Genomic DNA, 24,826 nt, shown 5'->3' on the forward strand with positions numbered 1-24,826 from the left:
TCCTGACCTGTGAATTAAATTATTTGCAAACTTACTGTTTGTTGTTCATTATTCATCTTCCTCCTCTTCCACGAGGGAATGCAGGGCAATTTCCAGCTTGTTGTCCTTTACAAAGCCGCACCATTTGCAATCTTCCTTGCCGCAGCCGGTATAGAATTCCTTGTTCTGTATCCTGATCCAGCTGTCTTTGATCTGCTGGCTCACGGTGGTAATGTCTTCCGGGAGGATGTCAATCTTTTCCCTGAAATACTCCTTTTGTTTGTTGGGCTCTATGAAATCAAATTCCGTGCTAACTACCTGCCAGTTCTTCTGTTTATAATTATCTAACAAAATTTTATAGAATACGGCCTGCCGCCAGTAGTCCCCGCCGTTGGGGTCGCGCTGGTTGGGCCGGTCAAACTTGCGGAGGTTGTTCTTGGTCTTTTCGTAATCCCCGGTCTTGTAATCCACTACGTTCACCTCGTTGCCGTTGAATTCCAGCTTGTCGATCTTGCCTTTGAGGGGCACGCCGTTCACCACCACGTTCCGGATATTCCTTTCTATGCTCACCACGGTGTTCCAGGTATGGATATATTTGTCGTAATAGGCGCTGAGTATGTCTTCCCCGTACTCGATCCTTCGTTTGAAAGCCTCTTTGGTAAAGCATTCCCGGTTGCGCGTCATGCTGTATTTGAAGTCTTTGATGAACTCTTCCCGCGGAGGGAATGCATTTTTTTCCTGCATTTTCTGGAACAGCTTTTCCAGCGCAAAGTGCACTGCTGAACCGAATTCGGTGCTTTCGGAGCGGCCGGAAGGCACACGCACGAGGTTCTGGTAATAGAAGGAAAGCGGGCAGCGCAGGTAATTGTTCAGCGCGGTCACGTTCATGGTGAAGCCGTTCAGCAGGGTGTCTATAAACAACTGGTCCACCTTTTCTATCTCGGGCGCCAGCTCTTTGCCGTATTGCAGGGCCTCGAAGCCGAACAGGGTTTCTTCGGGCACTTCTATTTTATGCTGCGGCAGGATGTGGGCCTGTAATATTTCGCTGATGAACATGCTGGGCTCCAGCGGCTTCCCGTCTTGCCGGAACTCTGGATAACTGATCGCCAGGTGCTTCTCCGCGCGGGTGATGGCCACGTAAAAAAGACGGCGAAGCTCCTGCTCGTCGGTAGACGTAGCCTCGGTTTCAAACACGGTATCGGGAAAAGAAAACCCGGCGGCATTTTTTTTCTTCTTTTCCCAGAGGTGGGAATTGGTGCCGGCTACAAATACGTATTCAAATTCCAGCCCTTTCGCGCCATGGGCGGTAAGCAGGTTCACGCCTTTTTCGTTGCCGGAAACCTGTACCAGCGGAATGGGCAGGGCATTGCTTTCCATCAGGTCCACCGTTTCCATGATGGATACGATGTTCATTTCGGGGTGACGGTGCGTTTCTTCCTTGATGAAGTCGAACAGGGCCTGGAGGTTCTTCATGAGCCAGATCTTTTCCGGCGAAGCCATGATGTACGCCAGGATGCCGCCTTCGCTTACGATGTTGGAGAACAGCTGCTGGAGGGTAACGTTGTGCGCGTCCGCGATCCATTTTTCGAGCAGGTTGCCCAGCCGCATGGCCTCTTCGTGGGGCGCCAGGGAAAAAAGCGTCGGGTTGCGGGTCTTGTTCCAGTCCTGGAGGTATTTGCGGATGGAGAATTTTTCGCTGTACCCTTTCTCCGCCACTTCGATGCTGATGCGCGCGGCTTCTATGGGCGGTATTTTGTAGAAGTCATAATGCATGATCTCGAACAGCAGATCGTCGCCGCTGTAGGGCGTTTCCAGCTCACATGCGATGTAGCGCAGGATGTGGATGATCTTTTTGGCAAAGGGCTGCTCGAATAAGTTGATGTTGCGTTTGGAATAAAAGGGGAGTTTTTTGAGCCGGAAATATTGCGCCAGCTCTTCGCCATATTTGTTCTCTTTATAGATGACGGCGATCTTCCCCGGCATCACGCCCTGTGCCAGGATCTGCTCCACTTCGGTGGTGATGCCCACCATCTCGTCGCGGGCGGTGTTGTAGCGGCGGATCACGGGCGGAATGTCCAGCGGGGTGAGCTTGCTGTTGGAGGCGAGCAGTTGCTTGCTGAGGCCGTCCAGCTTGTCTACCAGCCGCGAGCCTTTATTGTGGCCGATCACGGACATGCTGATGTCCAGGATGTTCTGCACGGAACGGTAATTCTGCGTGAGCACGATGGTGCGCAGGTCCTGCGCGAAATGCTCGCCGGCAAACTGTTCCATGTTCTCGATGTTCGCGCCCTGGAAGCGGTAGATAGATTGGTCGTCGTCCCCCACTACGAACACGTTCGGCTTTTCTTCGCCTCCGGTCAGCAGCTGGATGAGCCGGTTCTGCGTACCGCTGGTATCCTGGTACTCGTCTACAAGAATGTACTGGAAACGTTCTTTGTAATCCAGCAGCAGGTTCGGGTTTTGTTCGAATGCACGGATCACCCAGTTGATCATATCGTCGAAGTCGTAGCGGTTAGCTTTGTGCATCAGCTGCTGGAACACGTCGAATTGCTCCACGGCGGCCAGCAGGCGGATCATCTTTTCCTTTTCGCCCGCGAGCTTTTCTTCTTTCAGGTCGCCCTTTTTGAAGCGGCCGCTGGCGCGTTTGTAAATGTAATCCTCACGCTGCGGCAGCGACGTAACGTATTCTTCCACCTTTTCCCGGATGAAAGGCACCGTCCAGCCCTCGCGTTTCATAGTGGAAAACAGGTTGGCAAGATTGCGCATGTCAAAATAAACATCGCCGCGGTAACGCTTGAGCGGGTTGTCTTTGGTGAAACCGTCGATGAGCGTTTTGAGCAGCTGGATCTTTTCGAGGTCGGAGATCGGGTCCAGCACGTTCTTTTCGAAGAGAGACAGGTTGTCCTGTATCACTTCATTACAAAAGGAGTGAAAGGTATGGATGTTCACCCGGTAGGCATCGGGACCGATAAAATCGGTGAGACGCTTGCGCATGGCTACGGTGCCGGCATCGGTGTAGGTAAGACAGAGGATGTTGTGCGGTAAAAAATCGGTATCCATCAGGATCTTGCCGATGCGTGAAGCAAGGATCTGCGTTTTGCCTGTGCCGGGACCTGCGATTACCATCACGGGGCCTTCGGTGTTGTCCACCGCCTCGCGCTGGCGCTCATTCAGGCGCTCGTATACTTCCTGGAACCGTTGATTATATTGCTGGCTGTCTTTGTTGCTCATAGATTTATTGAAGGTACGCTTCCTTTACGATGCCTTTGATGTCTGAAAAAGGAACAAACAACGTGATCTGTCCCACGGCATAGGCGGCAATTTCGTAAGGTGTATAACTGAATACCGCGCCTTTGGGCGTGATATAAAAATTGTCATTCGGCCCGATGGTCTTGTCGAACAGGTATTGTTTGTCAAGCGGCTCACCGGCGGGTACTTTGTATTGTTTCCGGAAAGACTTGTCCAGCGCGGCGGAGAGCGCTTTCTTGTATCCTGGTTTGAACACGTCCGCGGGCTTGAGCACTTTACGGGTGGAAAGGTCCAGCAGCTTGAAAGTGGTTCCGTGGTTGGGATGCGCACCGCCCGTGTAGGAGGAGCCAAATGTTTCCAACGCCAGCAGCGGCCATTTGTTGATCACGACATTGGTGCGGGAGTATTCATCCCAGTTGAAAGAAAAGCTGCGTTCTTTCAGCTGGCTGGTATCCACTTCGCCGCGGATGTCGGTATATTCCTTCCCAAACGCTTTGGATTGCTCCTGCAGCAGTGCAGCGGGCTGGCTGCCAGGGGTGTATTCCGGGATGATCGTTTTGCGGATGAAATCCAGCACGGCTTCATCAGCGCCGCCGTCAGGCCATACAACGCTGGCCGTGAAATTGGCCTCCGGGGTGTTTTCCCGGCCGGAAAAAAGGACCATGGTGTCTTTGTAGACAGCCGTGGAGAAAAGTATGGCGCCGGCCGTGTCTTTTTTCAGGTTGAAAGGATATGTTTTTCCATTGCCTGTCCAGTTGCCGGTGAAAGTATCGTCAGAATTAAAATGACCGGTAAAAACACAGCTGTCGCTTTCCGCATTGTCTTCCCGGAGCCTCACCTCCCCGTTTTCCATGCTGCCCTCCAGCTTGATAGGATCGCCTACCTTATCGTAAAAATACCATCCGTCCAGGTCGTTCGCCTCGAACCGGGCGAGGTGCATGGTTACCGGTTGCCCTGCCAGCGTACCTTTCAGGGATTGGAAATTGGTGACGGTAACCTCGGGCACAGGCTTGCTGTCCTCTCCGGCGGAAGAAGTGCTATCGCCCCCTGGTTTTTGCCGGCTGGTGTTTTTAGGCTGGCATGCGCTGAAGCATACCATTATTGTGATCAGACAAGTCAGGATTCTCATGCTTTCCGGTTTAAAAACAGGTGTAAATTACCACTTATAGAGATACCATCATGATATCCCGTAATTTTGCGGAAAAGGAATAAGATGATCAATCAAAAGATAGCAGATCTCCGTCAGGACTACCGGCTGGCCACGTTGAATGAAAGGGAAGTGGCGGCGGACCCTGTGCAGCAGTTCAGCCACTGGTGGCAGGAGGCGATACAAAGCGAACTGGAAGAACCGAATGCGATGACGCTGGCCACCAGCACGGCAAACGGGCGTCCATCGGCGAGGATCGTATTATTGAAAAGTTTCGACGAGAATGGTTTTCTTTTTTTTACCAACTACGAAAGCCGCAAGGGGCATGAGCTGGCGGAGAACCCTTACGTCACGCTTCTGTTCTTCTGGAAGGAGCTGGAGCGGCAGGTGCGGATAGAAGGTATTGTCAGCAAAGCGCCGGAGGCGGTGAGTGACGAGTATTTCCATTCCCGGCCGGTGGGTAGCCGCATCGGGGCGATTGCGTCGCCGCAGAGCCAGGTGATACCGGGCAGGGCATTCCTGGAAGAAAAGGTAAAGATGTTGGAAGCGGCGCATTTGCAGCATGCGCCTGAGCGGCCCGCGCATTGGGGCGGTTACGTGGTGAAGCCTGAGATGGTGGAGTTCTGGCAGGGGCGCAGCAGCCGGTTGCACGACAGGTTGCGGTATACGCCGGATGGCCGGCAGGGCTGGAAAATAGAGCGCCTGGCGCCGTAAACGATAATGGAACATGTCCTGGAATGGACAAAAATAAAGGGATTCCGGGTGTTTGCGGGTTGCAAATAACCGGGATCCCCTGTATCTGGCTTAGTTGAATTAAGCCTTTTTAGCAGCCTTTGCGGCGGTAGCTTTCTTGGTCTTAGCCGGGCGGCTTTTACCGAAAGATCCGTTGGAAATCTTTCCCTTCTTGGTTTTGATATCTCCTCTACCCATTTTTTATAGTTTTAATAAATGATGAATGTTGGTGCAAAAATAAAAAAAGCAAGAAACAAATAATGTTCCTTGCTTAAATAATGTTGGGTCGCCAACTCTTAGAGCTTGTCAGACAGAGCTTTACCAGCTTTGAATTTAGCAACTTTTTTAGCTTTGATCTTGATGATCTGGCCAGTCTGGGGGTTTCTGCCGTTACGAGCAGCACGTTTGGAAACGGAGAAAGTACCGAAACCAACCAGAGTTACTTTACCACCTTTTTTCAGGGTGTCAGCAACAGCTTTAGTGAAAGAATCCAGAGCGTCGTTAGCTTGGGTTTTGGTAACGCCAGCGTCTTTGGCGAGTTTGTCGATCAATTCGGCTTTGTTCATAGTTAGTTAAGATTTAACTAGTGAGAAAATGTTTGATGTGAGCAAATATAGCGCGTTTTATAAGATTACCAAATTTTTAAAACTTTTTTTTGGAGGCTGAAAAACCCTACAGGTAACGTTTACAGCTGATTGGGCATTGCTCCGGGTTAAATTACCAGATCGGGAGTTTCCTATGAAACGCGCTACTGCATTGACTTTTAATATACTTGGTAATAAAACGCATACTTCTACCAAGTATTGTACCAAAGCGCTGAGGCCTTGAAAATAGTGAATTTCCTGTGGATAAGTTATGTTCGTTATACCACCTGCATTACCGTCCTGAAGGCTACAAACTGGTCTCCGAAAGCATCGAAGCTCTTTTGCCTGAGCATCGGCGCATGTTCCTGGAGGTAGGTATAATAGTTCTCAAGGGTGTCTGTAAAGTACTGGATGGTATAAGTAGGCCCGTCTGAATCGTCCTGCTCCAGCAGGCGGCAGAAGCGGTAGTCGTGAAACAGGCCGGTGGCCATGATCTCGGGGATATGTTCCTGCTTCATCCATTCCACCCACCTGTCTTTTACCATCACCGATACTTTCGTGGTAACATTATATATGATCATGCCTTTTTGAGTTGGAGGTAAACGGGGCAATGGTCCGAATGTTTCACCTGTTGCCAGATGGCCGCGTCCTGGAGCCTGCCGCGGAGCGGTTCGGTCACGTTGATGTAATCGATGCGCCAGCCTTTATTATTATTGCGGGCATTGGCGCGGAAGCTCCACCAGCTGTATTGGTCCGGCTCCGGGTGGAACTGGCGGAACGTATCCACAAAGCCGCTGTCAAACAATTTTGTCATCCATGCCCTTTCTTCAGGCAGGAAGCCGGAGGAATCTTTGTTGCTGACGGGGTTGTGGATATCGATGTTCTGATGCGCAATATTATAATCTCCCACTACCACGAGGTTGGGCCTTTCCTGGCGGAGTTGCTGAAGGTATCCGTAGAACTCGTCCAGCCACTGGTATTTATAGGTCTGCCTTTCATCTCCCGTAGTGCCCGACGGGAAATAGGCGTTGATGAGCGTTACGTCCCCGAAATCGGCTCTTATCACCCTTCCTTCGGCGTCGCTTTGCATATATCCGTTACCGTATTGAACGTGGTCGGGTTTTACTTTGGTCAGGATGGCTACGCCGCTGTAGCCTTTTTTCTGGGCGGGGTACCAGTAGTCGGTGAAGCCGAGCTGTTCGAATTGCTGGAAATCCACATTCTCGCGGTGGGCTTTTACTTCCTGCAGGCAGATAACGTCTGCCGGATCGGTTTTGAGCCATTCGCAGAATCCTTTGGTCATGGCCGAGCGCAAGCCATTCACATTATAGGTGACGATCCTCATGATGAATAATTTTTCCAAATGTAAGGATTCACATAAAAAAAAGACCGGCGTATTACGTTACGCCAGTCTTTAAAAGATTGTTTCTGTTTGATACGGTTTACCTGTCAAACCGTTCCGTTTTAATTACCGATGTCCGTTGATCTGATAAGTAATACAATTAACGGGGAGGCCCGTTTACAAAGGATTAACGATATCGCCGCCGAGGCCGCCAAGCAGGCTGTTCACCAGGTTGGTTACAGTACCGAGGATGTCGCCGAGCCCGCCAACACCGGGAACATTGGGGTCGCCGCCACCGATACCACCGAGGAGTCCGTTAACGAGGCTGGTAACGGTGCCGAGGATGCCGTCAAGACCGCCGATGCCGCCGAGATCGAGGCCGCCGTTGATATTACCGGCTTCTGTAGCGGTGAGTTCTTCAAATCCGAAAGATTGGAGGTTTTGCATAAGAATGGATTTTAATGGTGAATAAATGAAATGAAAGAAGGTGACGCCCTGTACCGGGGGCGTCACCTGGTTTTAAACCGGTTACGGGTACTAGCCCAGGATACCGCCGCCGAGGCCGCCGAGGAGGCTGTTCAGCAGGTTGGTAACAGGGGAGAGTAAGCTGCCGAGACCGCCGAGGCCTGGCAGACCACCGCCAGTGCCGGGAAGGCCGGGCAGGCTGCCGAGGAGGGCATTGGTGTCCAGCTGGCCGCCGATAGTGATTTTGCCGTTAACGTTGTTGATGCCCAGTGAAAGGAATCCGCCGTTAACTTCTTTGGTCGCGGTTGCATCCAGTTCCTGGCAACCGTAGTTGTGTACTTGCAAGTTTTCCATGTAATAGGAGGTTTGGTTAAAAAACGATTTTTGTTGGCTGTCATTCCTGGCTGGCAGGAAGGGTATCGGAGAGATGAATCCCGTGGGCTTGGACTTTCATGGCAGGGTCTGTTGGAACGCTCTGTCGGGGAACAACCTCGATAAAATCTGATGACAGACTGTAAATTACTGCGCTGCAATCGATCTAAAGCCGTTCAGTTTATTCATTTTCAAGACGTTGTTTTCTGCCTTGTTCATTTTTTGAACAAATTGCCGTTAGCAATCGATTAACATTTTATGTCAGGAATTCCCCGCATATTGAAATACCAAAATTCCAACCGTTTTTACGTAAATTATAGTAGCAAACACCGGCCCGGGCCGCTGCCAAAGAGGTTTTTTGACAATGCCGCGTTTAATTCTCCGGTACACACTATTCACCATGACAAAAATTTCCCTGCCCCGGATTTTCCTCAACGGGAGCAATATCCGCCTGCTTCCGCTGCTCTGTTGCATTTTCCTTTTCTCAAACTCCGCCCGCGGGCAGCAACAACTGATCCGCTCCCTTAAATCCACCCTGTACAGCGGGCAGGTGAAAGACAGCGCCCAATACACAGACCTGCTCAACCGCATCAGCGCCCTTTCGCTGGTGCACCAGCTGGACAGCACCTACATCTACGCCGAACGGGCCAAGGCCCTTGCCCTCAGAACCCGTTACCATAAAGGATTGGCGGATGCATATATGAACCTCGGCGCCAGCTTCTCCTTTCAGAATAACAGCAAGCTCGCCCACCGCTTCTATCTCGAAGGCCTCATACGCTACCGCAACCTCGGCGATTCCGCGGGCATCTGCCAGGCCCTCTATTGCATCGGCAGCTATTATCACTACGAAGGCAAAGATGAATTGGCCCGTCCTTACATGGAAGAGTCCATGGGTGTAGGCAGCCGCCTGCTGAAGGACTCAGTATGGGCCGTTATGCTGGCCAATTATTACCTCGTGTTCGCCGAAGACAGCCTCCGGCAGGACTCTGCCCGCTGGGCGCTTCAAAAGGCACGCGACATTGCCACCCGTTACCACGACGACCGCATTATCACCTATACCGGGCTCTTCCTCGCCCACGAAGAAGTAAAGGCCGGCCGGCTGGACCGCGCCATGAAAAGCCTCCAAAAGCTCGCCAGGCATTCCGTTGAGCAGGGGTACGCGTATCTCGCCCTGTATGCCAATGCCCAGATGGACATCTATTCCAGCTTTGCGGGCAGGGGCGATTCCATCACCTATAAAAAAGATATGCTGGACGCCGCAATACGGGGCGGTTATAAAAAACTGATGGTGCGCCCTGTCGCTTCCCTGTACCGGTATTACAAAGCGGTAAGCCCGGCCCTGGCCAGTCCATATGCCGATGTGCTTTGCGAAATAGCTACACACCAGGAAGACCTCCGCACACAGGGCGAGCAGGACTACATAGAATCCTTCATGCAGGAGCAGGAACTAAGGGCTTCGCGGCTGAACAGTGAATTGAAGAGACAGACCGCCGTGTCGGATAAGCTGGAAAGCAGGCACCAGTGGATGCTCATTGTTTTTGTTGTGGTATGTGGCTTGCTGGCCGCGGGTTTGACATACATCTATTTCAAATCCACGAAAGAATCGCGCATGAGTGCAAAGCGGATGAAGGAAGTGAACAGGATGATGATGGAAAAGAACCGGCAGCTGCAGCGGCACGACGATTTCAAGAACAAGCTGCTGTCTATCCTTGCCCACGATTTCAGGATGCCGTTGAGCAATATGATCAGCGTAGCGCATCTTTTCCAGCGGAAAGACATCAGGCCCGACGAGTTCCGGGAAATAGCCAACAGCATCTGTTCCCAGGCGGAAGAAACGCTGGAGCTTTTTGAAACGGTGCTGAGCTGGATCAAGACGCAGCTGAGCGGGTTTGTATACAAGGCCCAGCCTTATTCGCTGCAGGCGCTTTGGGATGAAGTGAAAGAGCCATTGATGGCGGATATCAGGGACAAGGCGCTGGCCATGGAGCTGAAGATCCCGGAGGGGCTTACCGTCAGAGCCGACCGGGAAATGCTGCAATTCGTGAACCGGAACCTGCTGCATAATGCGATCAAATATTCCTACCGTGGGAGCCCTGTTTCCATCGCGGCCCGCCGGCAGGGCGACCGTGTAGTGGTAACCGTCACAAACGGCGGCAGTGGTATCACCGAGATAGACATGCCTTACATTTTCACTTACCGCGTTCCGGGTGTTATTACCAGGGAAACAGGTCGCGGCGCGGGCCTTGCGTTGATCATCTGCAAGGATTTTATTGAAAAGATGGATGGAACGATAACCGTGGCGAGCGATGGGGAAACGTATACTTCGTTTGAATATACCTTGCTGGTGGATGTGGATGATCAGGCGGCCTGAAGGTTTTGGGAGCGCAAATTTCTCCTGCACGAAGGTTTCATAACAGGTTGTTGAAAGTATTTGCTGGTAAGCTTTTCCGCGCAATCAGCCAAATGACGATGCCGGTATTTCCGTTGCTTTCCCCGTGAATTTATCAGCAATCCACCCCTATCTTCCGGTGTTAACACCGCCTTGTGAAATGAACAAAGTGAACAGCTTTTTTATCATTCCGGCTTCTTAAATTGCAGGTGTTGTTATCATCGTTAACCCGCTGCGCTATGTTATAGCGCAACATATAACAACCAGGAAATTGAAAGATATTGTTAACCCGTTGTGATGCCAGCCAGCGTTTTTCACAACATTATAATGTACTCCGATGAAAAAGATCAGGCTACGTAAAACGATCAAAGGCGGAATAAAATCTGCCGGTGCTTCTGCGGGAACCAACCCGCCGGTTGACCCGGGAGCCGGTGATATTCTCACGAAATTATCAGGTTATTTTAAGGGGCATAACACTTCCATAGAAAAGCCTCCGGCCCGGGTTTCAGCCTGAAGGGCCTGAGGGATTATCATTGGAACCGGGCGATGGCCTGCTCCGGGTGGATGGCCGGCAGATGATTTGCCGCCGCTTTGCATTCAACATACATTAAGGGGTTAGGGTGTATCCGGCATACACGCAAGCACATTCATGTGCTTACGCCGGGTTGATTCGTCAGGCACGAGCAGCAAGACATCTTTGTACAACAATGCATCGCCGGCTATCCGCCAGGAGCGGCCGTTCCCGGCCAATGGTTCTTTTATTGCCAGTTAATACCCGGCTAAGATTTTAAGCCGGAGGAGGAGAAGTTTTGTGATAAATGAATGGTAAATACCTGGAATAGTTTCTGGGCAACGGGGTCGCTTATACGAAGGATTATGTGATAGATGAGCGGGAAGTATTTCAATGACAAACCGGATCGCCTGAACGAAGAATTGTTACAGGAAACAGTGAGTTCACAAAAACAGGAAACCACGGAACATGGAGCTTTTTACCGCCTGTTGCCGGCAGGGAAGATTATTACTGGAAGCGGACGAGCACAAACAGATCGTGTTGCAAAGCCTCGCTTTCCTGACCCGCGAGCAAAGGATCTGGTTATATGGCTTCGTCATCCTGGACGATGAATTTCACCTGTTATGGAAAAAGCAGCAGGCATGGGGAACAAAGAACATCCGGCAGATGATGCTGAAATTTATTGCCCAGCAGATCAAGCACAGGCTTCGTAGCACCCGCTCTCCCGAGCTTGAAAAATACCGGAGCAACCGGAACGACCGGCAATACCATTTTTGGGAAAAGAACTCCCGGGCCACACCGGTCATTTCCCGTGAAATGGCTGCGGAAACCATCTGCCAGCTGCACGAAGCGCCCGTCAGCACCGGCCTGTGCATCACACCGGAAGAATACGGGTATTCCTCAGCGAGATGTTACACGCCTGCTCAACCAGCAAAAAATAAGCGCTCCGGGAATCAATCGACAGTCTGTATGCGTAAAAGTAAAAAAGAGAAATGTTCATGGTTATATCATATATCAGAAACAGCCGGGATACTGGCAGAGCCGCCGGATAACAGCCAGAGCAGGCAGTTGACGGGAAATTCGAATATGCAGCTGATCATTACTGATTTTGAGACAGCTTTTGATCCCGCCGGCGTTTGCCGCTGAGAAAGTTTAGAATAAGGGAAGGAAAAAGAAAAGCAAAATTTCCCGGCTGTTCATCTTTTTACACTATATATCAGGTATTCGTTCATAACACTTCAAGATCCATGGCAGTCCGGGGGATTCTTCCCTTGGAGTACTCTTCATAAGCAACAAGGCCGGGAATACACAGGGTATTTACCCGGTGTAGTGCCCGGCTTTCATCAGGCTTCCCGGGCCGTGTGAGTTCGAGGAAACCCATATGCAGGGATCATTGCTTCTCTTCACATCAGAAGGCGGTATTCCCGCCGCTACAGGCAGCCAATTCATACACACTGCCAACCAGTATCCGCTTTTGTAAACAGGCATTCCATTCACTATAACTAATAAAAAAGCCGGGGAATCCCCCGGCTTTTTAAATATCTCTGCTTCGAATTTATCCCTTTACCAATGTACCCACATTCCTTCCCATGATCACATGCAGCAGGTTACCTACCTTATTCATGTCAAACACGATGATGGGCAGGTTGTTTTCCTGGCACAGCGTAAAGGCCGTCATGTCCATTACGTTGAGGGATTTCTGGTATACCTCGGTAAAAGTGATGGTCTCAAATTTGGTCGCTGAAGGATTTTTTTCCGGGTCGGCGGTGTAAATGCCATCCACACGGGTGCCTTTCAGGATCACATCCGCCTGGATCTCGATCGCGCGAAGCGAAGCCGCCGTATCTGTCGTGAAATACGGGTTGCCGGTACCGGCTCCGAATATCACCACGCGGCCTTTTTCAAGGTGGCGGATGGCCCTGCGGCGGATATAAGGTTCCGCAATTTGCTCCATTTTTATGGCAGACTGCAGCCTGGTATACATCCCGGCGCGTTCCAGCCCGCTTTGCATAGCCATCCCGTTGATCACCGTGGCCAGCATGCCCATATAGTCGCCCTGTGCCCGCTCAATACCGGTTTCCGCTTCATTCATCCCGCGGTAAATATTTCCCCCGCCTATCACAATGGCAACCTGTACCCCAAGGTCCGTTACCGCCTTAATATCCTGTGCATACTGGGATATCACTTTCGGGTCAATTCCATAATTGCTGTCTCCCATCAGGGATTCCCCACTCAGCTTGAGCAAAATTCGTTTGTATTTTGGCAACATGTCAGCTATGATTATTGTAAGATCTAATTCTCCTTATTCTCGAATAGTGCTAATATACAATTCCGATCCCAAAATTATCCCCTGAATACGTATAAGCAAAAAAAAGGAGAGAATTTTTCCATTCTCTCCTTTTATATCATTAAAAGTTATTATCCTAACGCCACGCGTTTGAAAGTGTTCACTTTCAGTTCGCCGTCCACGCTCTTCAGGTGGTCTGCAACGGATTTGTTGCCGTCTTTTACGAAGGCCTGTTGCAGCAGCGTGCTCTCTTTGTAGAATTTCTGGATCTTGCCGGCAGCGATCTTCTCAGCCATTTCAGCGGGTTTGCCTTCAGCTTTGATCTGCTCAACAGCGATCTCTTTCTCACGGGCAACCAGTTCAGCGGGAATGCCTTCTGCGTCAACAGCGAGGGGATTCATTGCCGCGATCTGCATAGCGATGTCTTTACCTACTTCTTCAGAAACAGGTTTGCTGAAACCAACGAGCACGCCCATACGGTAATTACCGTGGATGTAAGCGGTTACGGAAGCTGCTTCAACCCTTTCAAAACGGCTCAGGGTGATCTTTTCACCGATCTTGGCCACCTGGTCGTTCACTTTGTCCGCAACGGTAGCGCCGTCAAGGGAAGCAGCGTTCAGTTCGTCTACGGTCTGGATGTTGTTTGCCAGCGCCAGGTCTGCGATAGACTGCGCAAATTTCACGAAGTCTTCGTTTTTGGCCACGAAGTCGGTTTCGCAGCTCAGCAGTATTACCACGCCTGCTTTCGCGTCGGCAGTGGTTTTCGCGATCACAACTCCTTCTTTGGTTTCACGGTCGGAGCGCAGCGCGGCTACTTTCTGACCTTTCTTGCGCAGGTAATCCACCGCTTTTTCGAAATCGCCGTCTGTTTCAACGAGCGCTTTTCTGCAATCCATCATTCCGGCTCCTGTTTGCTGACGCAGTTTGTTTACATCAGCTGCTGTAATTGTTGCCATCGTATATAATCAGTTTATATGTTAATGTTTTATGAAGAATTTACCGGGAGGGGTATAATGTGAATCGTGAACGACAGGTATCATTCACGATTCACTATTGATATTGAATTATGTTCAATTATCTGGCAGGACCAGGTCTGCCTGCACCGGAGGGACGGAATCCGCCACCGCCGCCGGGACGGTTGCCACCACCAGGACGGCTGCCGCCGCCACCGGGACGATTACCGCCACCGCTTCTGCCGCCACCGCCACCAGGACGGTTGCCGCCGCCGCCACGGTTACCACCGGGGCCGCCGGGACCACGCTGGCCACCCGGACCGCCGGTTCTGCCACCGGGGCCACCAGGCCTGCGTCCGCGTTCACCACGCTCGTCGCCGCCTTCCAGCTCAAACTTGCGCAGTTTGTTGTCTGTTTCTTCTTCTTCTACCTCGTCGGTTTTTTCAACAGCCCTTTCAGCCAGGCCTTCAGCGATAGCTGCAGCAATGTAGCTAACGATGATAGCGATGGACTTGGTAGCGTCGTCGTTCGCGGGGATCGCGAAGTCTACCTTGGTAGGATCGGAGTTGGTATCAACCATACCGAAAGTGGAAACACCGAGACGTTTTGCTTCGGCCAGGGCAATGTGCTCATGGCTGATGTCTACGATGAAGAGGGCAGCCGGAACACGTGCCAGTTGGGCAATACCACCCAGCACTTTTTCCATTTTGTCCTTATCGCGGGAGAGCGTGAGGCGCTCTTTTTTGGTGATGTTGTCGAAAGTACCGTCCGCCAGCATTTTTTCGATGCTCTGCATTTTCTTAACGCTCTTGCGGATGGTTGCGAAGTTGGTGAGCATACCACCTAACCACCTTTCGGTAACATAAGGCATGTTCACGCGTTTTGCAGCTTCTGCCACGATCTCTTTCGCCTGCTTTTTGGTAGCAACGAACATGATCTTTTTACCGCTTTTGGCGATGGATTTCAGCGCAGCGGCTGTTTCCTGGAGGCCTTCAACGGTTTTGTTCAGGTCGATGATGTGAATACCTTTCTTCTCAGCGAAAATATAAGGCAGCATCTTCGGATTCCATTTCTTCTTCAGGTGACCGAAGTGTACACCGGCTTCCAGTAACTGCTGCTGTAATGAAGTATTATTTTCCATGTTGTTTTAATCAAATTGATGTTCAAAAATTGAATGATACAATCATTAACGTTTAGAGAACTGGAAGCTCCTTCTGGCTTTAGCTTTACCGGGTTTCTTACGTTCAACAGCTCTCGGATCACGTTTCAGCAGGCCGGCAGCTTTCAGTGCAGGGCGAAACTCAGGGTTGATCTCGCACAGTGCGCGGGCAATACCCAGTTTTACAGCTTCAGCCTGACCTTTGATACCACCACCCTGTGCATTCACTTTTACATCGAATTTATCCAGCGCGTCAATGGTCTTGAAAGGCGCTTCAACCTGGTTCTGCAGGTAGATCAGCGCGAAATATGTTTTATAATCCTTGTCGTTCACCAGAATGGTGCCGGTACCTTTGCTCACGTATACACGGGCAACTGCTTCCTTACGACGGCCGATAGTATTTTTTTGTTTTTCCATTATTCAGGTGTGATTAGAAAGTTAAAGACTGCGGTTTCTGAGCAGCATGCGGATGTTCCGCACCGGCATACACGAAGAGTTTTTTATACATCGCACGGCCCAGACGGTTCTTAGGCAGCATGCCCTTCACCGCTCTTTCGATCACCACTTCCGGACGGCGCTTCAGCAGGTCCTTGGCAGCTTCGCCTTTCTGACCACCGGGGTAACCGGAATAAGTCAGGTATTCCTTGTCGTTGAGTTTGTTGCCCGTGAAAACAACCTTCTCAGCGTTGATCACGATGATGTTGTCGCCACAGTCAGTATGCGGAGTATAGTAAGGCTTGTTCTTACCTCTCAGAATTGCCGCGATCCTGGCGCTCATTCTGCCCACAGTTTGGTTGGTAGCATCTATAATGTACCAGTCACGCTTTACGTAAGCGTCGTTAGCAGACTTTGTTTTGAAGCTTAAAGTATTCATTGCTTAATAGAATAAAATTTAATCTCGCCCTATTTGGGAGTGCAAAGCTAAGTTGTAAATTGAATAGAACCATCAATTTGGACAACTTTTTTTGAGTGAGGCCCTGTAATGAATTGATTTTCAATAAAAATTTTGACAAACAATTATCAACACCTTATGCAGGGCCCGGTTTTATTGGGCTTCCATAAACAAAAAAGACCGCAAGCACGGTCCTTTCTGCATTAATTTCCGGGAAAAACAACATTAATCTCTCCTGCTTGCTCCCAGATATATCATTATATATCGTAATAAGATGACGAGGGAAGATACAGCCGCCACCACATAGGTTAGGGCCGCCCACTTCAGCGCATCCTTGGCCATGTCATGCTCCTGCTTATAAGTGATCCCCGCACTGTCCAGCCATTTCAGGGCCCGGTTAGAAGCGTCGAACTCCACAGGCAGCGTAATAACGGAAAAGAGGGTGGTGATACCGAAGAGGATAATACCCCCCAGCAGCAGCTGAGGAAAGGCCTGTACCATCAGGATGCCCACTACCAGCACGATCTGCACCAGGTAGGAGCTTACCTGCACCACCGGCACCAGTTTGGAGCGCATGGTCAGCCAGGGGTAAGCCGTGGCATGCTGTACGGCGTGGCCGCACTCGTGGGCAGCTACTGCCGCCGCCGCTACACTGGCCGTTCCATATACGTCCGGGCTCAGGTTCACGGTTTTGGTGGCCGGATTATAGTGGTCGCTCAGGAAACCCTCGCCCTGCACCACTTTCACGTCGTAAATGCCGTTGTCGCGCAGCATTTTTTCAGCGATCTCATGCCCGGTAAGACCGGATGAGGTGCCCACCTCGCTGTATTTCTTGAATTTACTCCTTAAAACATAACTTACTAACGCACTGATCCCCACGAAAATCAGGGAAATGATCATTATGCTCATATCAGGTACCATACTCTATTGCTGTTTGTTTAGTTCTTGTTATAAAATTACCCAATATTTCTATCAAATCCCCTACCAGTTGCCAAAACTGACAGTTCTGGTATGTAACCGGCAGGTTACATAAAGGAATTTGTCAGGGCAAAAATTTAACACTGCCACTTTGGCCGGAACATACCCTTTTTCATCCACTTCGACCCCTAATATTAATTGTTATTTTAAATTATAATATGTGCAAAAATTAATATATCAAAGCCAGTATTACCATCCCTAGCTATCAATAATTTACGAAAGCTTATAAGAAATTATTTGCAGGCGAAACAGGCTACAATAGGGAGTTCCAGCCGACTGACTGCCAACGGAATTAACACGTTAAAAGTTATTAACATCCATTAAATAAACTTTTTTATTCTGAACCCATTTAGTAATTTAGTCCTGAATTTAATGGGTTAGTAAGTAGAAAGAGTCAGCGGAATCTTCCGTTGGCTCTTTTCTCTTTTTAACATTTTTCTCTCCGGGAAAGCGCGCATTTTTTATCTCCCGCTTCATCAAAGATCAACAATCACTCTCTTCTCCTTTTTTTCATTTTACTTTGTTGCATGAGTAAAATCAGAACAGCGTTTTTTTGCCAGAACTGCGGGTATGAATCAGCGAAATGGACAGGTAAATGTCCTTCATGCAATCAATGGAACACATTCGTCGAAGAAAAAGTTCAGAAGGATATTCCCATGCGCCAGATGGAATGGAAGCAGGAAACCACCGGCGCTTTCAAAGCACCCCGCACCGTGCATCTCGATGCAGTGGAAGGACTAGAAGAAAAACGCTGGCTCACGCCCGACGCAGAACTCAACAGGGTGCTGGGAGGCGGTATAGTGGCGGGTTCGCTCGTATTGGTAGGAGGCGAGCCCGGCATCGGCAAATCCACTTTGTTCCTGCAAAACGCTTTGTTGCTGAAAGGCATTAAAACACTGTATATCAGTGGCGAAGAAAGTGAACAACAGATCAAGATGCGGGCAGACAGGTTGAAGATCAGCAACGACCAGTTTTATCTCCTCACAGAAACTTCCACGCAGGTGATCTTCCAGGAGATCAAAAAACTACAGCCTGACCTTGTGATCATCGACTCCATACAAACCCTTCAATCTCCACTCATAGAATCAGCTCCCGGAAGCGTTTCGCAGATACGTGAAACAGCCGCGGAAATGCAACGCTTCGCGAAAGAAACCAATACGCCCGTTTTCCTCATCGGCCACATCACGAAAGACGGCGCCATTGCAGGTCCGAAGATACTGGAACACATGGTGGACACGGTATTGCAGTTCGAGGGCGACCAGCATTACGCCTACCGCATCCTGCGCACTATCAAGAACCGCTTTGGGTCTACCGCGGAGCTGGGCATTTATGAAATGACCGGCGCCGGGCTCAGGCAGGTGAATAATCCTTCCGAGATACTCATCTCCCAGCGCGATGATATGCTCAGCGGCGTGGCTATCGCTTCCACCATCGAAGGGCTCAGGCCGATGCTCGTGGAAGTGCAGGCATTGGTCACGCAGTCCGTTTACGGCACTCCCCAGCGCACCGCCACCGGCTTCGATCTGCGGAGGCTGCAGCTGTTGCTCGCCGTACTGGAGAAGCGCGGCGGGTTTCACTTTGGTGTGAAGGACGTGTTCCTCAACATCGCGGGCGGCCTGCGCATAGAAGATCCTTCCATCGACCTGGCGGTGCTGGTGGCGCTGCTCTCCTCGTTTGAAGACACCGGCGTTTCACACAAGAACTGTTTTGCCGGCGAAGTAGGCCTCAGCGGCGAGATCAGGGCGGTGAACCGGATAGAGCAGCGCATTGCTGAAGCGGAAAAGCTGGGCTTCGAAAAGATTTTTATTTCCAAGTATCATAAGAAAGGCATTGATTTCAGTAAATTGAATATCGAAGTGGTGCCGCTGGGAAGAGTGGAAGAAGTATACCGCCTGCTCTTCTGATCCGGCGCCTGTTTGTTAACCTAAAACCTTTCATCATGCTGCAGTCGTTCCTGCACCTGTTTTACCCGCATGCCTGCGAAGGCTGCGGGCAAGAGCTCAGCAGTACCGAAAAGATATTGTGCATCAGCTGCTCATTGCAATTGCCGGCCACCGGCTTCCAGAAGATCGCGGACAACCCCGCTGAAAAGAAGTTCTGGGGCCGAGTACCCATGCAGCACGCCATGGCCGGGTATTATTTCTATAAGCAGGGCGTGCTGCAAAACCTTATTCACAGCTTCAAGTACAAAAAGCGGGAAGACGTAGCTATCTTCCTCGGCCGCCAGCTGGGCTTGTTGCTCAGGGAAAGCGCCTGGTGGAAAGAGATCACCGCGCTGGTGCCCGTTCCGCTCCATGCCGCAAAGGCGCGCCACCGCGGCTACAATCAGGCTGCGCTGCTGGCGGAAGGAATGGCCGGAGTGCTGGAATGCAATGTGTGGGCAGACGGATTGAAGAGAACCGCGTTTTCCGAGACACAAACGCGCAAATCAAGAACGGACCGCTGGACGAACGTAGAAAACATTTTCGCCTGGAACAGGCATGAGCTGAAAAGCTCGCCGCATCTGCTGGTGGTAGACGATGTGATGACCACCGGCGCCACGCTCGAAGCCTGCGCCCAGGCAGTGCTGCAGGCGGGAAATAACGTAAAGGTAAGCGCCTGCGCGCTGGCCTGCGCTGCTTGAAGAAGACGGGGTATGTACAAAAAAATACAGGTGTTCGAAAACACCTGTCTCTGGTAACTATTCCACGTTATGAATACGCAATTGTTGCATTATGTCAACTACAGCTTAGAGGAAGTCTTGTTATTGTTCCCTTTCGGGGAAACCGCATTCGGCTCATGTACCGGCTGCGCTTTTGCATTTTTATTCACATAAACGACCCTGAAAGTCCCGCCTGCGGCGCTCTTTTCGGCCACAACCTGCTCCAGTCCCAGCTTCGCAAGCCGGAGGCTTAATTGCCTTAAATCATCCTTAATGTTCATTGCTAAAAGTTTTCGGTGATGTAATGTGTTGCGTTAATGGGTTCGATTAACAGCAGCGCATTGAACAGCACCCGGCAGCGGCACGGTGGTGGTAGGGGTATGCCCGCTGAACCTGGTATGAGCCTTGTTGCATCTCCTTTAAAAGCATAGTCTTTAAAAGTTAAAACGGTTGGTTTCTGTTTTGTTTTGATCTCGTTGTAATACCCTACAAATGTAATAGGATTTATAGACTAAACAAATATATTTTTCCGCTTTGAAAGAAATGTGATTGCAATTTATTGTAAACCATTTGATTATAACGGTAAAATTTTTTCAGCATCAAAGCTCAGGGCTTCAAAAGAAGGATTGAACATTATTAACCAGGACTTTTCTATCTTTGCAAATGCCCGTGGGTAGATTTGTTTATTGTTCGGCCCCCGGGTTCATCGTAAACCGTAACTAATAAACGTTATTGCCATGAAATCATTACAACAATGCGCCCGTGAGCGCATTCTGATCATTGACGGCGCCATGGGCACCATGATCCAGCGCTATAAACTCCAGGAATCCGATTACAGAGGGGAACGATTTGCCAACTACCACACAGACGTGAAAGGTAACAGTGACCTGTTGTCCCTTACCCAGCCGGCCATCATTGAAGCCATCCACCGGGAATACCTGGAAGCAGGCGCGGACATTATCGAGACCAACACCTTCAGCAGCACCGTGATTGCCCAGGCGGACTATGATATGCAGAGCCTTGCTTTTGAAATGAACACCGCTTCTGTCCAGATAGCCAGGCGCGCGGCAGACGACTATACCCGCCGCAACCCGGACAAGCCGCGGTTCGTGGCAGGCGCCATCGGTCCGTTGAATAAAACGCTGTCTATTTCCCCTGACGTAAACAACCCCGGTTTCCGCTCCGTTACCTTCGACGAAGTGGTCGATGCTTATTACGGGCAGGTGAAAGCCTTGTCTGAAGCAGGTGCAGACCTTCTGCTGATCGAAACGATATTCGACACGCTGAACTGCAAAGGCGCCATTTTCGCCATCAAGAAATACTTCCGTGATGCGGGCAAGCCTGAGCTGCCCATCATGATCTCCGGCACCATCACCGACGCATCGGGCCGCACGCTGAGCGGGCAAACGCTGGAAGCATTCTACATTTCCGTGATGCACGCCAAACCGTTCTCCATCGGGCTGAACTGCGCGCTGGGCGGCAACCAGATGAGGCCTTATGTGGAAGAGCTGGCCAACATCGCAAGCTGCTACGTAAGCTGCTACCCGAATGCCGGCCTACCCAATACCTTCGGCGAATACGATGAACAGCCGCACGAAACGGCGCACATCATAGAAGACTTTGCCCGCGAGGGTTTCGTAAATATCGTAGGCGGCTGCTGCGGCACCACGCCCGATCACATCCGTCACATCGCCGAGAATGTAAAGACCATTACCCCGCGCCCACTGCCAGTAGTGGAAACTACCCTGGCATAAGTAAGAAAGAGGAGATTAAGCATGAACACAACGCATACGATCAAGCCTTACCTGAGACTGAGCGGCCTGGAACCGCTGGTAGTACGGCCTGAGACCAACTTTATCAACGTCGGGGAAAGAACCAACGTTACCGGCTCCAAAAAATTCGCACGCCTCATCCGCGAAGGCCAGTTCGAAGAAGCGCTGTCCGTAGCCCGCCAGCAGGTGGAAAGCGGCGCGCAGATACTGGACGTGAATATGGACGATGCGCTGCTCGACGGCGAAAAGGCCATGACCACCTTCCTCAACCTGCTCGCTTCCGAACCGGATATCTCCCGCATCCCCGTGATGATCGATTCCAGCAAGTTCAGCGTGATAGAAGCCGGGCTGAAATGCCTGCAGGGTAAGTGTATCGTGAATTCTATCAGCCTGAAGGAAGGAGAGGAGAAGTTCATCGAACATGCCATCATCTGCCAGAGCTACGGCGCTTCAGTAGTAGTAATGGCCTTCGACGAGAACGGCCAGGCCGACACCCTGGAGAAACGTGTGAGCTTCTGCCACCGCGCTTACAAGATCCTCGTGGATAAAGTAGGTTACGACCCGCAGGACATCATCTTCGACCCGAACATCTTTGCCATTGCCACCGGTATTGAAGAACATAACAACTACGCGGTAGAATTCATTGAAGCCTGCCGCCAGATCAAACAACTCATGCCTCTCGCCAAGATCAGCGGCGGCGTGAGCAACGTATCGTTCTCCTTCAGGGGCAACGACGCTGTGCGCGAAGCCATGCACTCCGTGTTCCTGTTTCACGCCATCAGGGCCGGGCTGGACATGGGGATCGTGAACGCCGGCATGATCCAGATCTACGATGAGATCGAGCCGCAACTGCGCGAGCTTTGTGAAGACGCCATCCTCAACCGCCGCGAAGACGCCACCGAACGCCTCATCGCGTTCGCGGAAACCGTGAAGGCAAAAGGAAAAGTAATTGAAAAAGACGAGGCCTGGCGCGCCGGCACAGTAGAACAAAGGCTCAGCCATGCGCTCGTGAACGGCATCACCGATTATATTGAAGCAGATACTGAAGAAGCCCGCCAGAAATATCCCCGCCCGCTTGAAGTGATCGAAGGCCCGCTCATGGATGGGATGAACATCGTGGGCGACCTCTTCGGCAGCGGTAAGATGTTCCTGCCGCAGGTAGTGAAAAGCGCCCGCGTGATGAAAAAATCTGTGGCCGTGCTCACGCCCTTCATTGAAGCGGAGAAAGCGGAACTGGTAGCGAAGAACGGCGGCGAGATCAAATCCGCCGGAAAAATATTGCTCGCCACCGTAAAGGGCGACGTGCACGACATCGGGAAGAACATTGTAGGCGTGGTGCTGGGCTGTAACGGCTACGACATCATCGACCTCGGCGTAATGGTGCCCGCGGAAAAAATATTGCAGGCCGCCCGCGAAGAAAAAGTAGATATCATCGGCCTCAGCGGCCTCATCACGCCCAGCCTCGACGAGATGGTGCACATCGCCCGCGAGCTGAAACGCCAGCAGTTCAATATTCCCCTGCTCATCGGCGGCGCCACCACTTCCCGCACGCATACCGCCGTGAAGATCGCGCCGGAATACGAGAATGGTGTGATACACGTGCTGGATGCTTCGCGCAGCGTAACCGTTACCGGCAACCTGCTGAATAAAGCGCTTCACAAGAATTTCCTGGCTGAAGTAAAAGACGAATACATCAAGCTCAACGAGCAGTTCAAGAATAAAAAGCCTGTTAAACAATACCTGTCGATCGCCGATGCCCGCCAGCAGAAAGTGGATATCGACTGGGCGGCGTTTAACCCCGTAAAGCCCGCCCAGCTTGGCACACAGGTGTTCGATAACTATGACCTGGCAGAGATCGCGAAATATATTGACTGGCAGCCTTTCTTCATTGCCTGGGAGCTGCACGGCAAATTCCCGCAGATACTGGAAGACGAGGTGGTGGGCAAAGAAGCCACCCGCCTGTTTAACGACGCGCAGGAAATGCTGAAGAAGATCATTGCAGAAAAATGGCTGAGGGCCAGGGCTGTAATAGGCTTGTTCCCCGCCAACTCTAACGGTGAAGACACTGTGAAGGTAACTGCCATTGACGGTGCAGAAGTGCCGCTTGAATTCCTGCGCCAGCAGATCAAAAAGGCGCCGGGCCAGCCGAACATCAGCCTCGCGGATTACATTGCGCCGGCCAGTACCCAGAAGCAGGACTACATCGGCGGCTTTGCCGTTACTGCCGGCGAAGGCATTGAGAAGTACCTGGATCAATTCAAAAAAGAACACGACGATTATAGCAGCATTATGCTGAAGGCGCTGGCAGACCGCCTGGCAGAGGCTTTCACCGAACTGCTGCACGAGCGCGTACGAAAGGAATTCTGGGCATATGCTACAGACGAGCACCTCACCAACGATCAGTTGATCAAAGAGGAGTACCTCGGCATCCGCCCCGCGCCCGGTTATCCGGCATGCCCCGAGCACACGGAAAAATATAAGCTGTTCGACCTGCTGAGCGCCACCGAAGCCACGGGCATCACGCTCACGGAATCACTGGCGATGTATCCCGCGGCCAGCGTCAGCGGCTGGTATTTCGCCAACCCGCAGTCGAGATATTTTGGTTTAGGTAAAATTGAGAAAGACCAGGTGGAAGACTATGCCGCGCGCAAAGGCTGGACCCTGGAAGAAGCAGAGAAGTGGCTGCGCCCGAACCTTGAATACGATATGTAAACAAACCGCATAAAAAAGCCCCGGAGTACTTCCGGGGCTTTTTGTTTTGAATCACTTTAGTATTTTTTCAGCGCGCTGTCCTCTTTTATTACTTCGTTCAGCAATCCCACGTCCACACTTTGAATGAGGCGGTCTCCTTCATAAAACCGCACCTTCTTTACTTCCGGCGACTTCGGTATCGTGCCCAGCCAGGCCATTGCCGTGGTAAACGAACGGCTTGGGCCTTCTTCCATGATCGAGAAATGAAGGTCCACCGCGTCGCCTTCCTGCTTGCTGCTGGTCAGCGCTATCTTTTGCTCCAGGTTACTCAGCCGCAGCGTTACAGCTGTGAGCAAATGGGTATTAAAGTCTACGGTATCGATCGTATTGGAAACGGTCTTCGCCATGCCGAACACCTTTTCCATCTCCTGCCGGTTGTTGATCACCCAGCAAACCACGCTGTCGTTCTGCTTGATGGTATTCTTCACGAAATAACCGCTCAGCGGTTTAATCACGATATCTTTCTGGAAAGCAACAAGCTCGTTGAGGGTATCTCCCTGCTCCAGCTTTTCTTCCTGGGTAACGGTGCTTTGGGATGTGTTGGGGCCGCAGGCCGCCAGCAGCAGGAGGAACAGTCCCCCGGTATATAGCAGGTTCTTCATAAAATTCAATTTAGTTTGCAG

General features: G+C 51.1%; 22 protein-coding genes. 7 read left to right on the forward strand and 15 right to left on the reverse strand.

Translation table 11 applies throughout. From position 1 onward, the window contains the following. Positions 1 to 48: 48 nt before the first annotated feature. Complete coding sequence (locus R3I13_RS06760; RefSeq protein WP_346317168.1) at positions 49 to 3,210, reverse strand: ATP-dependent DNA helicase; 3,162 nt, start codon at positions 3,208 to 3,210, stop codon at positions 49 to 51. A 4-nt stretch (positions 3,211 to 3,214) separates the two neighbouring features. Further along, positions 3,215 to 4,357, reverse strand: a complete 1,143-nt coding sequence (locus tag R3I13_RS06765) for a DUF3298 domain-containing protein (RefSeq protein WP_346317169.1) — start codon at positions 4,355 to 4,357, stop codon at positions 3,215 to 3,217. 84 nt (positions 4,358 to 4,441) lie between these two features. Between R3I13_RS06765 and pdxH the strand changes: the two genes are divergently transcribed. Next, on the forward strand, positions 4,442 to 5,089 hold the full coding sequence (gene pdxH / locus R3I13_RS06770) for a pyridoxamine 5'-phosphate oxidase (RefSeq protein ID WP_346317170.1): 648 nt from the start codon (positions 4,442 to 4,444) through the stop codon (positions 5,087 to 5,089). Positions 5,090 to 5,403: 314 nt separating this feature from the next. Here the strand turns inward: pdxH and R3I13_RS06775 are convergent, their stop codons facing one another. The 5 genes from R3I13_RS06775 to R3I13_RS06795 all read right to left on the reverse strand — a co-directional run bounded on the left by R3I13_RS06775 (position 5,404) and on the right by R3I13_RS06795 (position 7,852). Continuing rightward, positions 5,404 to 5,673: an HU family DNA-binding protein gene (locus tag R3I13_RS06775; protein ID WP_074241463.1), complete on the reverse strand. Its 270-nt coding sequence runs from the start codon at positions 5,671 to 5,673 to the stop codon at positions 5,404 to 5,406. Positions 5,674 to 5,969: 296 nt separating this feature from the next. Next, on the reverse strand, positions 5,970 to 6,272 hold the full coding sequence (locus tag R3I13_RS06780; protein WP_346317171.1) for a DUF4286 family protein: 303 nt from the start codon (positions 6,270 to 6,272) through the stop codon (positions 5,970 to 5,972). After that, positions 6,269 to 7,036 (reverse strand): exodeoxyribonuclease III, encoded by a 768-nt coding sequence (locus R3I13_RS06785; RefSeq protein ID WP_346317172.1) that lies wholly within the window; start codon positions 7,034 to 7,036, stop codon positions 6,269 to 6,271. Before R3I13_RS06785 ends, R3I13_RS06780 begins: the two co-directional genes overlap by 4 nt. A gap of 174 nt (positions 7,037 to 7,210) precedes the next feature. Beyond that, positions 7,211 to 7,480, reverse strand: a complete 270-nt coding sequence (locus tag R3I13_RS06790; RefSeq protein WP_346317173.1) for a hypothetical protein — start codon at positions 7,478 to 7,480, stop codon at positions 7,211 to 7,213. Positions 7,481 to 7,570: 90 nt separating this feature from the next. Continuing rightward, positions 7,571 to 7,852, reverse strand: coding sequence for a hypothetical protein (locus tag R3I13_RS06795; RefSeq protein WP_346317174.1), 282 nt, complete (start codon positions 7,850 to 7,852; stop codon positions 7,571 to 7,573). 418 nt (positions 7,853 to 8,270) lie between these two features. Here R3I13_RS06795 and R3I13_RS06800 point away from each other — a divergent pair, with 418 nt between their 5' ends. Together R3I13_RS06800 and R3I13_RS06805 are read left to right on the forward strand one after the other, a co-directional pair. After that, positions 8,271 to 10,241, forward strand: coding sequence for a HAMP domain-containing sensor histidine kinase (locus tag R3I13_RS06800; RefSeq protein WP_346317175.1), 1,971 nt, complete (start codon positions 8,271 to 8,273; stop codon positions 10,239 to 10,241). Positions 10,242 to 11,238: 997 nt separating this feature from the next. After that, on the forward strand, positions 11,239 to 11,916 hold the full coding sequence (locus tag R3I13_RS06805) for a hypothetical protein (protein ID WP_346317176.1): 678 nt from the start codon (positions 11,239 to 11,241) through the stop codon (positions 11,914 to 11,916). Between the two features lie 409 nt (positions 11,917 to 12,325). Here R3I13_RS06805 and pyrH read toward each other — a convergent pair whose 3' ends face one another. The 6 genes from pyrH to R3I13_RS06835 all read right to left on the reverse strand — a co-directional run bounded on the left by pyrH (position 12,326) and on the right by R3I13_RS06835 (position 16,961). After that, complete coding sequence (pyrH, locus tag R3I13_RS06810; RefSeq protein WP_346317177.1) at positions 12,326 to 13,039, reverse strand: UMP kinase; 714 nt, start codon at positions 13,037 to 13,039, stop codon at positions 12,326 to 12,328. A 149-nt stretch (positions 13,040 to 13,188) separates the two neighbouring features. Continuing rightward, entirely contained in the window at positions 13,189 to 14,013 is an 825-nt protein-coding gene (tsf, locus tag R3I13_RS06815) for a translation elongation factor Ts (RefSeq protein ID WP_346317178.1), read from the reverse strand. 118 nt (positions 14,014 to 14,131) lie between these two features. Then, a complete protein-coding gene (gene rpsB, locus R3I13_RS06820; RefSeq protein ID WP_346317179.1) occupies positions 14,132 to 15,151 on the reverse strand; it encodes a 30S ribosomal protein S2 in 1,020 nt (339 codons plus the stop codon). 45 nt (positions 15,152 to 15,196) lie between these two features. Further along, entirely contained in the window at positions 15,197 to 15,586 is a 390-nt protein-coding gene (gene rpsI / locus R3I13_RS06825) for a 30S ribosomal protein S9 (RefSeq protein WP_298710469.1), read from the reverse strand. Positions 15,587 to 15,599: 13 nt separating this feature from the next. Beyond that, complete coding sequence (gene rplM / locus R3I13_RS06830; RefSeq protein WP_346317180.1) at positions 15,600 to 16,043, reverse strand: 50S ribosomal protein L13; 444 nt, start codon at positions 16,041 to 16,043, stop codon at positions 15,600 to 15,602. A 243-nt stretch (positions 16,044 to 16,286) separates the two neighbouring features. Further along, the gene (locus tag R3I13_RS06835) at positions 16,287 to 16,961 is read right to left on the reverse strand and encodes a zinc metallopeptidase (RefSeq protein ID WP_346317181.1); all 675 of its coding nucleotides are present in this window, start codon (positions 16,959 to 16,961) and stop codon (positions 16,287 to 16,289) included. A 605-nt stretch (positions 16,962 to 17,566) separates the two neighbouring features. Between R3I13_RS06835 and radA the strand changes: the two genes are divergently transcribed. Together radA and R3I13_RS06845 are read left to right on the forward strand one after the other, a co-directional pair. Then, the gene (radA, locus tag R3I13_RS06840; protein WP_346317182.1) at positions 17,567 to 18,943 is read left to right on the forward strand and encodes a DNA repair protein RadA; all 1,377 of its coding nucleotides are present in this window, start codon (positions 17,567 to 17,569) and stop codon (positions 18,941 to 18,943) included. Positions 18,944 to 18,978: 35 nt separating this feature from the next. Beyond that, positions 18,979 to 19,662, forward strand: a complete 684-nt coding sequence (locus tag R3I13_RS06845) for a ComF family protein (protein WP_346317183.1) — start codon at positions 18,979 to 18,981, stop codon at positions 19,660 to 19,662. A gap of 98 nt (positions 19,663 to 19,760) precedes the next feature. Here R3I13_RS06845 and R3I13_RS06850 read toward each other — a convergent pair whose 3' ends face one another. Further along, positions 19,761 to 19,961 (reverse strand): hypothetical protein, encoded by a 201-nt coding sequence (locus tag R3I13_RS06850; RefSeq protein WP_346317184.1) that lies wholly within the window; start codon positions 19,959 to 19,961, stop codon positions 19,761 to 19,763. Between the two features lie 456 nt (positions 19,962 to 20,417). Here R3I13_RS06850 and R3I13_RS06855 point away from each other — a divergent pair, with 456 nt between their 5' ends. Further along, positions 20,418 to 21,434, forward strand: coding sequence for a homocysteine S-methyltransferase family protein (locus R3I13_RS06855; protein ID WP_346317185.1), 1,017 nt, complete (start codon positions 20,418 to 20,420; stop codon positions 21,432 to 21,434). A gap of 21 nt (positions 21,435 to 21,455) precedes the next feature. Continuing rightward, positions 21,456 to 24,164, forward strand: a complete 2,709-nt coding sequence (gene metH, locus R3I13_RS06860) for a methionine synthase (RefSeq protein ID WP_346317186.1) — start codon at positions 21,456 to 21,458, stop codon at positions 24,162 to 24,164. Between the two features lie 56 nt (positions 24,165 to 24,220). Here metH and R3I13_RS06865 read toward each other — a convergent pair whose 3' ends face one another. Then, positions 24,221 to 24,805, reverse strand: a complete 585-nt coding sequence (locus tag R3I13_RS06865) for a hypothetical protein (RefSeq protein ID WP_346317187.1) — start codon at positions 24,803 to 24,805, stop codon at positions 24,221 to 24,223. Positions 24,806 to 24,826 lie beyond the last annotated feature (21 nt).

The sequence above is a fragment of the Chitinophaga sp. YIM B06452 genome, assembly GCF_039655965.1.
GTDB lineage: Bacteria > Bacteroidota > Bacteroidia > Chitinophagales > Chitinophagaceae > Chitinophaga.